The 8,474-nt window shown below is 64.6% G+C and carries 8 protein-coding genes, 2 tRNA genes and 1 pseudogene; 9 read left to right on the top strand and 2 right to left on the bottom strand.

Going from position 1 to position 8,474, the window contains the following annotated elements; all coding sequences use genetic code 11:
* The first annotated feature begins 308 nt into the window (after positions 1 to 308).
* From J9889_RS16840 to J9889_RS16830, 3 genes and pseudogenes are all read left to right on the top strand, one after another.
* The gene (locus tag J9889_RS16840) at positions 309 to 1,058 is read left to right on the top strand and encodes a tRNA-uridine aminocarboxypropyltransferase (RefSeq protein ID WP_102948518.1); all 750 of its coding nucleotides are present in this window, start codon (positions 309 to 311) and stop codon (positions 1,056 to 1,058) included.
* Between the two features lie 118 nt (positions 1,059 to 1,176).
* Positions 1,177 to 1,293 (top strand): annotated as a pseudogene (locus tag J9889_RS24195) (DTW domain-containing protein); the annotation flags it as partial.
* 131 nt (positions 1,294 to 1,424) lie between these two features.
* Positions 1,425 to 2,204, top strand: a complete 780-nt coding sequence (locus J9889_RS16830; protein ID WP_010674863.1) for a TSUP family transporter — start codon at positions 1,425 to 1,427, stop codon at positions 2,202 to 2,204.
* Positions 2,205 to 2,256: 52 nt separating this feature from the next.
* Here J9889_RS16830 and J9889_RS16825 read toward each other — a convergent pair whose 3' ends face one another.
* Both J9889_RS16825 and J9889_RS16820 read right to left on the bottom strand, forming a co-directional pair.
* Entirely contained in the window at positions 2,257 to 3,189 is a 933-nt protein-coding gene (locus J9889_RS16825) for a LysR family transcriptional regulator (protein WP_069651321.1), read from the bottom strand.
* 51 nt (positions 3,190 to 3,240) lie between these two features.
* Positions 3,241 to 4,158: a DMT family transporter gene (locus tag J9889_RS16820; protein ID WP_041215090.1), complete on the bottom strand. Its 918-nt coding sequence runs from the start codon at positions 4,156 to 4,158 to the stop codon at positions 3,241 to 3,243.
* 188 nt (positions 4,159 to 4,346) lie between these two features.
* Between J9889_RS16820 and J9889_RS16815 the strand changes: the two genes are divergently transcribed.
* The 6 genes from J9889_RS16815 (at position 4,347) to J9889_RS16795 (ending at position 8,441) form a co-directional block, all read left to right on the top strand.
* A complete protein-coding gene (locus tag J9889_RS16815; protein WP_201921159.1) occupies positions 4,347 to 5,234 on the top strand; it encodes an AraC family transcriptional regulator in 888 nt (295 codons plus the stop codon).
* Positions 5,235 to 5,296: 62 nt separating this feature from the next.
* Positions 5,297 to 5,419, top strand: coding sequence for a hypothetical protein (locus tag J9889_RS24560; RefSeq protein WP_256094327.1), 123 nt, complete (start codon positions 5,297 to 5,299; stop codon positions 5,417 to 5,419).
* Between the two features lie 76 nt (positions 5,420 to 5,495).
* The gene (locus tag J9889_RS16810) at positions 5,496 to 7,130 is read left to right on the top strand and encodes an ATP-dependent endonuclease (protein WP_039038583.1); all 1,635 of its coding nucleotides are present in this window, start codon (positions 5,496 to 5,498) and stop codon (positions 7,128 to 7,130) included.
* Positions 7,131 to 7,236: 106 nt separating this feature from the next.
* Positions 7,237 to 7,956, top strand: coding sequence for a hypothetical protein (locus J9889_RS16805; protein WP_048207788.1), 720 nt, complete (start codon positions 7,237 to 7,239; stop codon positions 7,954 to 7,956).
* Between the two features lie 235 nt (positions 7,957 to 8,191).
* Positions 8,192 to 8,268: transfer RNA gene (locus tag J9889_RS16800), tRNA-Met, on the top strand.
* 96 nt (positions 8,269 to 8,364) lie between these two features.
* A tRNA-Met gene (locus J9889_RS16795) sits at positions 8,365 to 8,441 on the top strand.
* The last annotated feature ends 33 nt before the right edge of the window (positions 8,442 to 8,474 follow it).

Here is an 8,474-nt window from a genome sequence, read left to right as displayed (position 1 = left end):
GGTTGGCAGAAAGCGCTTGGGCGATGACGGTATAACCTGGCCAGAAGGAGGCAATATCAATATGATGCACGGCGACAGCAGGGTGATGGTGGTGGTGTGTTTGGAGACAGCCAGTTTACCAGCACCCTGTCTGTCAACTTCCACTTTCCCAGGATCCCGCGAAGAACCTTTTTTCATGGGGGGAAGCGGGCAGAGCGCGGGGAGGGAAGGGGGCAGGGCGCCGCCCGGCAAGCCTTGCCGCCAGGAGGGCGCGCCGTTACAATCAGCCCCCTTTTGTCCCGCCACAGGCACCGTCAGAGCCGCGTTCCATGAAGCCCATCCCCGATCACGCCGTCAACCGCCTGCGCATCTGGCGCAAGAGCGTCTCGACCCGACCCTTTCTTGCCCGTGGCGGCAGCGTGCCACGCTGTGATGCCTGCCAGCTGCGCCACGACTGGTGTGCCTGCGACTGGCGCCCGGCGCTCAAGGCCGAGGCCGGTTTCTGCCTCATGATGTATGACAGCGAGCCCATGAAGCCCTCCAACACCGGGCGCCTCATCGCCGACGTGCTGCCGGACTCCACCTGGGCCTTTCTCTGGTCGCGTACCGAACCCCATCCCGAGCTGCTGGCCCTGCTGGCGGATCCCGCCTGGCAGCCCTACGTGGTCTTTCCCGCCTGCGAGAAAGCGCCCGACCGCCTGACCGGCGAGGTGGTACTGGCCCCCGGCAAGAAGCCGCTGTTCATCCTGCTGGACGGCACCTGGCCCGAGGCGCGCAAGATGTTCAACAAGAGTCCCTATCTGGACGGCTTCCCGGTGCTCGCCATCAAGCCGGATGCGCTCTCTACCTACGGCATGCGCGTCGCCCACAGCGACGAGCACCTGTGCACCGCCGAGGTGGCCGCCTGCGTGCTGGAAGTGGCCGGGGAGCTGCGGGCGGGACAGGCGCTGCAGCTCTGGTTCAATCTCTTCAGCAGCCGCTACATGGCTGGCCGGGTTAGCCGTGCACCCGGTGCTGATGAAGGGCCCCTGCTGGAGGGGCTGGAGGCCATCAAGGGCCAGAGCCGCGCTCTGGATTAATCCTCATCAGCAGCCGCTACATGGCTGGCCGGGTAAGCCGTGCGCCCGGTGAGGATGAAGTGCCCCTGCTGGAGGGGCTGGAGGCCATCAAGGGCCAGAGCCGCGCTCTGGATTAATCCTCATCAGCAGCCGCTACATGGCTGGCCGGGTAAGCCGTGCGCCCGGTGCGGATGAAGCGCCCCTGTTACAGAGGCTGGCGGTTATCAAGGCGCAGGCCCTCTCGCGGGCTGATTGATGAAAATAAGGAATTAGTTGGCTGCCATTGTTTCGTTGGCTTCATGAGCCCGCCCTCGCTAGGATAGCGACCTGTTGACTCCTTCAGGCTCCAGGCCATGCCGGGCGCCGCCAATCACACGAGGTCTATGGATGGAACTGGAACTGCTCACCCTGGTCGCCCTGTTCGGGGTGGCCCTCATCGCCGGCTTTATCGATGCCATCGCCGGGGGCGGGGGACTCTTGACGGTGCCGGCCCTGCTGGCCACCGGCATGCCGCCGGCCCTGGTGCTTGGCACCAACAAGTTGCAGAGCAGTTTCGGTTCCTTCTCCGCCACCTGGTTTTATGCCCGCAAGGGGCTCCTTGAGTGGGCCATCATCTGGCCGGCGGTCATCTGCACCTTCATCGGGGCGGCCATCGGCACTCTGGCGGTGCAGACCATCGATGCCGCCATCCTGGAGCGGCTGCTCCCCTTCCTGCTGATGGCGTTTGCCTGCTACTTCTACTTCTCCCCCAGGGTGAGCGATGCGGAGAGCCAGCGTCGCCTCACTCCCATGGCGTTCGCCCTGCTGGTGGGCGGGGGCGTGGGCTTTTATGACGGCTTCTTCGGGCCGGGCACGGGGTCGTTTTTTGCCATCGGTTTCGTGGCCCTGGCGGGCTTTGGCATGGCGCGGGCCACCGCCCACACCAAGCTGCTCAACTTCACTTCCAACATCGCTTCCCTGCTCTTCTTCACCCTGGGGGGCAAGGTGGTGTGGAGCGTGGGGCTGTGCATGGCGCTGGGGCAGTTCATCGGGGCGCGCATGGGCTCCAAGCTGGTGCTCAAGAAAGGGGTGAAGCTCATCAAGCCGCTGCTGGTGACCGTCTCCCTGGTGATGTCCGCCAAGCTGGTGTGGAGCCAGTACCCCGAGCTCTTTGCCTGGCTGGGCTGAGCCGATATCCCCCATGACGAGGGCCCGATCGCAGATCGGGCCCTCTTGCGTTTCAGCCCAGTGCCGTCAGTTGCCGGAAATGGGCTTGCAGCGCCTGCACCAGGCGGGCAATGCGATCTCGCTTGAGGCTGTTTGGCCGATAGACCAGGTGGAGCGGGCGGCCCAGTCCCGGCAGGGGGCGTGCCTGTGTCCCCTGCTCACCCACCAGCGCCAGCAGGCCGGCGGGCAGGAGCACGGGGCCAATGCCTGCCTTGGCCAGCTCGATCAGCGCCAGGTAGGAATCGAGCTCCATGGCGGGGATAAGCCCGAGGGCGGCCAGGGGCTCGCGCAGATAGCGGTTTGAGGGGTTCTCCAGATCCATGGTCAGGATCTTGCGCACCTTGCCCTGCATCCCCTGACTCACGTCGCCTTCAGCCAGTTGCTTGCTGGTCACAGTTTCTTGCAAGGCGCCCTGGTGATCCGGCTGCGCCGCCTCATCCAGAGCCTCCCCCACCAGATAGAAGGGCTCCTCCAGCAGCCGTTCGGCACACAGCCCATGGCCAGGCGGCAGGCGGCCGGCGCAGATCCCGAGCAGGGCATCCCCGCCGCGCACCCGGGCCAGAATGACCGGGGTGTGGTGGGTAGAGAGGGCAATGTGGGGATCCCGTTCAAGATAGGCGTGCATGAAGCGGGCGAGGTAGCCCGCCAGCAGGGTTTCGGAGCAGGCGATGGACAGAGGGGTCTGATCCGTGAGGATCTGGCTGTCCGCCAGCACCCCCTTCATTTCGGCGAGGCTCGGGGCTACCCGGGCGAGCAGTTCACGGGCCTGGGGAGTGAGGCGGATATGACGGCCATCCGGCTCGATGAGCTTCTTGCCAAGGCGCTGCTCCAGCTGGGCGATGCGCTTGCTGACCGCCGACTGACTGATATAGAGGCGGCTTGCAACCTTGGCCATGGTGCCCTCGCTTGCCAGCAGGCAGAGTGTCTCCAGCCCTTCCAGTAACATGCGTCCTCCCTCCTCGTGTGTTGGACGCGGTTACCTTAGGGGCTGGTGGCATCAGGGGCAAGTACCGTTTGCGGCCCTTGATAGCGGCCAGCGCCACGCCTTGACGGGGGGCGCGAAGATCACCAGGTTGCCAATGAGACTCACCACCACGCCGACGATGGAGACCGTCTGCCAGACAAAGCCTTCATAGAAGGTGGAGAGGGTGAGGGCCACCAGGGGGAAGAGCACGGTGGCGTAGGCCGCCTTGCTGGCACCGATGCGCCCCACCAGGGTGAGGTAGGCGGTGAAGGCGATGACGGAGCCGAAGATGGCCAGATAGACCATGGCGGCGAGGTAGCGCGGGTCGGTGGGCAGGGTGAGTGACTGACCGAGTACCGTGACCCAGCCCAGCAGCAGCGCCACACCGTAGACCATGCCCCAGGGTACCATCTGCAATACGTGATAGCCCTGGCGCTGTCCCCGGGCGGAGACCAGGTTGCCCAAAGAGAAGCAAAGGGTGCCGGCGCAGGCAAAGAGCAAGCCCTTCCAGCCGTTTGCACCCAGTTGCGCATCCGCCAGCACCGGCCAGAAGAGCAGCAGGGTGCCAAGCAGCCCCAGCAACGATCCTTGCAGCCAGCGCAGGCCCGGTCGTTTACCCTCGAACAGCCAGAGATTGAGGCCGTTGAAGATGCTGGCGCTGGCGAAAATCACCGCCGACAGACCGCTCGGGATATAGAGGGTGGCGTGGTAGAAACAGAGGAAGTTGGTGGAAAAGAGCAACGCGCCGAGCAGGGCAGCATAACGCTGGCCCGCCCAGGGCAGGCGCGGAAACTTGCCGCTCACCGTGAGCAGGGCGAACAGGGCCAGGGCCGCCAGGGCGAAACGATAAAGCACCGAGACCTCGATGGGGATGGGGCCGAGCTGCCAGGCGATGGCAATCCAGGTGCTGCCCCAGATGAGGACGGTGGAAACATAGAGCATCAGATTCATGGTGTGATCCCATCAAGAGAAGATGATGTGATCAGCATGAACCGGGAGGCGGGGTGCCGGCTTGCACCATCTTGCGGTTTTTTCAACGGAGGCGCAGCCTTTGACCATGAGGCGCGATAAGATGGCGACAGGAAAGGGGCGGAAAGGGGCGGCAAGTGCCGGAGAGGGACGCAAGCGTGCAGCATGCCATGCAGCAGACAAGACAGGCGGGGGTCTTTGATGCCCTGGTGAGCACCGGTGCCAGGCTGGAGGACTCCTGCTGGCTGGAGCCCGGACTCGGGGTGGCGAGCTGGTGCAACCGCTACGATCAGACCCGCTACCACAAGCCGGGCAACCACACCATCAGCGTCTACCTGCAAGGGGGCGAGCAGACCGAGCGGCTGGACGGCCCCGGTGGCCATGGCGGTGCGGGCAAGGTGTGCATCATGCCGGATCACCACAGGTCCGAGTGGCTGGTGCGCGAGGAGTTTCGCTTTTTCCACCTCTACTTCACCCCCGCCCACTTCACCCGTATCGCCGAGCAGGCGTGCGACAAGGAGGGGCGTCATCTGCAACTGGAAGACAAGACCTTCATCGACGATCCCCAGGCGGCGGCCCTGGTGCAGGGGCAATTGATGAAGCTGGACTGGCAGCACGGCATCGATCGCATGGCGCTCTCCCACGGTGCCTGGATGCTGATGCTGCACGCCTATCGCCATCACACCCGCGAGGCCCCGGCGCTGCCGGAGGTGCGCGGCGGCCTGGCCCCCGCCGTGGTGCGCCGGGTGCAGGAGTATCTGCAGGCTCACCTGGCCGAGCCGGTCACCCTGGGAGAGCTCGCCCGGGAGGCGGGTCTGAGCGAATACCACTTCGCCCGGATGTTCGGGCAGAGCCTGGGCTGTCCGCCCCACCGCTACCTGCTCGGGCTGCGGCTCAAGCGGGCCAAGCTGTTGCTGGCGGGAAGCGAGCCCCTGGCCAGCATCGCCGCCCAGTGCGGCTTCTCCTCCCAGGCCCATTTTGGCAACCGCTTTCGGGAGGCGTTCGGCCTGAGCCCGGGCCAGTGGCGAGCCCAGTTGTCATTCTCCTGTCACAGATAACCCTGAGACTCTGGGCAAAAGAGGTGTACCCTCTGTCTCTTGTCCATTGAAAGGAATGCCCATTGAATCATCGCAAACGTCAGACCCGTACTCGCCATCTCTGGTTCAACCACTGGAATGCCCCCCTCTATCGCGCCACCCAGCCGACGCCGCCCGAACCGCTCGTTCCTCACAGTTCCCGCTGAAAACGCCGTAACCCGATAGGATTTTTCCGGCAACTTTGCCACTATTGCGCCATCAGGATGGACTGGATATGGCCGCATGTTTCTGGAACGCATTGAAGTCAAAGGTTTTCGCGGAATAAATCGCCTCTCCCTCGGGCTGGACAACACCACTGTGCTCATCGGCGAAAACGCCTGGGGCAAATCCAGCCTGCTGCGGGCCCTCTGGTGCCTGCTGGGGGATGCCGAGCCCTATCAATTTGGTCAGGATGATTTTCACCGGCCCGAAGATCCCGAGCTCGAACCCTCGCGCACGCTGCAACTGGTGCTCACCTTCAGCGAGTATCGTCCCCAGATGTGCCAGCACTCCCGCCGTCTGGCCCGCCTCGGGGCGGCCTGGATCCCCCACAAGGACAAGTTCCACCGGGTGCATTATCGTGCCAGTGCCGAGTTGCAGGACGATGGCAGCGTGCTCACCACCCACGACTTTCTCGACGGCATCGGCAAGAGCCTGGCCATCGACAACAACGAGGCGCTGGTGCGTCTGCTCATTACCATGAACCCGGTGTTCAGGCTGCGGGATGCCCGTACCGCCCGGGAGGGCATCGAGCGGCTGCCCTGGGGGGATCTGTGCGAGCAGCGGCTGGACGAGCTGGCCGGCAAGCTCACCGACGAGCCCCAGCGCATCGGCGAGCCTGAACTCAAGGAGGCGCTGCAGGCGGTGCAGCAGTTGATGGAGCACTACTTCAGCGCCCTGGCGCCCATCAAGCACAAGCCGCGCAGCCAGCGGGATATCGTCAATCGCCCCATGACCCTGCGCAATCCCGGCAACCTGCAGGTACTGCTGCGCAATGCGGACAACCGGGCGCTGCAACTGGCCATGGCGGGCATGGCGGCCATGCTGCTCCACGCCCGGGGCAACCGGGAGCTGGAGGAGGGGGCCAGACCCATATTGATGCTGGAAGACCCAGAGAGCCGCCTGCATCCCACCATGCTGGCCCTGGCCTGGGGTCTGCTGGAGCAGTTGCCCGGCCAGAAGCTGCTCACCACCAACTCGGGGGACCTGCTCTCCTCCTTGCCCCTCAATCAGGTGCGTCGTCTGGTACGCCGCCAGCAGGACATCCTCTGCCATCAGTTGGGAGGGGAGCGCTACAGCAGCGACGATCTGCGCAAGATTGCCTTCCATGTGCGCATCAACAGGCCCATGTCGATGTTTGCCCGCTGCTGGCTGCTGGTGGAAGGGGAGACCGAGATCTGGCTGCTCTCGGAGCTGGCCCAGATCTGCGGCTACAGCCTGCGGGCGGAGGGGGTGCGCATCATCGAGTTCGCCCAGTGCGGCCAGGCCCCCCTCATCAAGGTGGCCCGGGACTTTGGCATAGAGTGGCACCTGCTCACCGACGGTGACGAGGCGGGCGCCAAGTATGCAAGCTCCGCCCGCTCCCTGCTCAAGGGGGAGCGCGAGCGGGATCGGCTGACCCAGTTGCCGGCGGCAGACATAGAGCACTACCTCTACCAGAACGGGTTCGAGGGGGTGTTCCGGCGTGAGGCGGGGGTCGGGGGGCGCTCCACCCTCAACGCCGGGCGCATCATCGCCAAGGCGATCCACCATCGCAGCAAGCCAGGCATGGCCCTGGCGGTGGTGGAGGAGGCGGAGCGCCTCGGCAGCGAGCACATTCCCCCTGTGCTCAAGCAGATGTTTGCCCGGGTGGTTGCCCTTGCCCGGGGACAAAGCTGACCGGCGACGTTGGGAAGACGGGGGGAGTTTGGATATACTCCCTGCCTCTTGTCCTTCCTTACCCTGTGACGGGTGCACCCGCACCCGGACTGCTGCCGGAGACCCTATGTTCATCCAACTTCCTTTTTGGCTCTTTCCCCTGACCGGTCTGATGGCCCTGGGGGCCCTGATCGCCGTGGGGCTCGTCCTGTGGCGCGGGGATCTCTGCCCGGGCCAGCGCTCGCGGATCACTACCCAGCTCTTCTCGGTCTGGGTGATCACCGGGCTCTCTCTGATGCTGGCGGTGGAGGCCAAGGTTGCGGGCTGGCTCATCTGGAGTGGGGGGGCCGCCCTGGTGCTCGGTATCGTGCTCTCCCTGGTCCAGTCTCGCCTGGAGGGCAAGCGCGCCATCCCCGCCACCCTGCTGTGGTTGCCCGCCATGCCGCTCGCCCTCTACGGACTGGGTCTGATGCAGATTCAGGGCTGGCTCGGCGGCCTGCTGCAGATGGTGCTGCTGGGGTCGGCCTTTGCCCACCTGATGCTGCTGCGTGCCCGCCACCGCCTGCAAGCCTTCAATCTGCTGCTGCCCCTGGCGGGGCTGGTCTCCGCCATCCTGAGTCTTATCTGGCTGGCGGTGCTGGTGGGTTGGCAGGGGAGCAGCGCAGGGCTCGACCCGCTGATCCCCGGGGTAGTGACCCAGGCCGGCCTGCTGGTCGCAGCCCTGCTGCTCTGGTTCAGCCCCATCTACCGTCAGCAGGAGACGGCCCCCGTGGTGGTCTCCGTGACCCTGTGCGGCCTCATCATCGCCCAGATTGCGGCGACCAGCGTGTTGCACCAGCTGGCCTGATCCCGGCGCATCCTTCCGCCCGCACCTTGTCGTGCGGGCTTTTTTTATGGCAAAGAGGGGCAAAGCGGGGGGAGCGCGGGGAGGGGCCTGAGGGGCGAGAGATCGCTAGCTGCCTGAAAAAACTGCGATTTGTTGCAAAAGAGCGCAGTATGTGACGGTTTAATCCCCGAATAAACTTTTTTTAGGATATTTACTTGCAATCTCAGCGTTGGCGCCTATTATGGGCGACCTCGGACGCGGGGTGGAGCAGCTCGGTAGCTCGTCGGGCTCATAACCCGAAGGTCGTCGGTTCAAATCCGGCCCCCGCAACCAACCATTTGTGTCCATGGCAAGCGCATAGCACTGCGGTGGAGACGAAGACAGCAAGAAGCAACTGCTCTGCTTTTTGTGGTGGCAATACAATTCGGACGCGGGGTGGAGCAGCTCGGTAGCTCGTCGGGCTCATAACCCGAAGGTCGTCGGTTCAAATCCGGCCCCCGCAACCAACTATTTGTGTCCATGGCAAGCGCATAGCGCTG

The organism is Aeromonas sp. PrichA-15, assembly GCF_017939245.1.
Lineage (GTDB): Bacteria > Pseudomonadota > Gammaproteobacteria > Enterobacterales > Aeromonadaceae > Aeromonas > Aeromonas caviae.
The sequence above is the reverse complement of the archived record's forward strand: the minus strand, read 5'-3'. Positions and strand labels throughout refer to the sequence as shown.

Coding starts and splice junctions, on each gene's coding strand:
- J9889_RS16840 (WP_102948518.1), top strand. CDS start 309: ATGAAGCCCATCCCCGATCACGCCGTCAACCGCCTGCGCATCTGGCGC.
- J9889_RS16830 (WP_010674863.1), top strand. CDS start 1,425: ATGGAACTGGAACTGCTCACCCTGGTCGCCCTGTTCGGGGTGGCCCTC.
- J9889_RS16825 (WP_069651321.1), bottom strand. CDS start 3,189: ATGTTACTGGAAGGGCTGGAGACACTCTGCCTGCTGGCAAGCGAGGGC.
- J9889_RS16820 (WP_041215090.1), bottom strand. CDS start 4,158: ATGAATCTGATGCTCTATGTTTCCACCGTCCTCATCTGGGGCAGCACC.
- J9889_RS16815 (WP_201921159.1), top strand. CDS start 4,347: ATGCAGCAGACAAGACAGGCGGGGGTCTTTGATGCCCTGGTGAGCACC.
- J9889_RS16810 (WP_039038583.1), top strand. CDS start 5,496: ATGTTTCTGGAACGCATTGAAGTCAAAGGTTTTCGCGGAATAAATCGC.
- J9889_RS16805 (WP_048207788.1), top strand. CDS start 7,237: ATGTTCATCCAACTTCCTTTTTGGCTCTTTCCCCTGACCGGTCTGATG.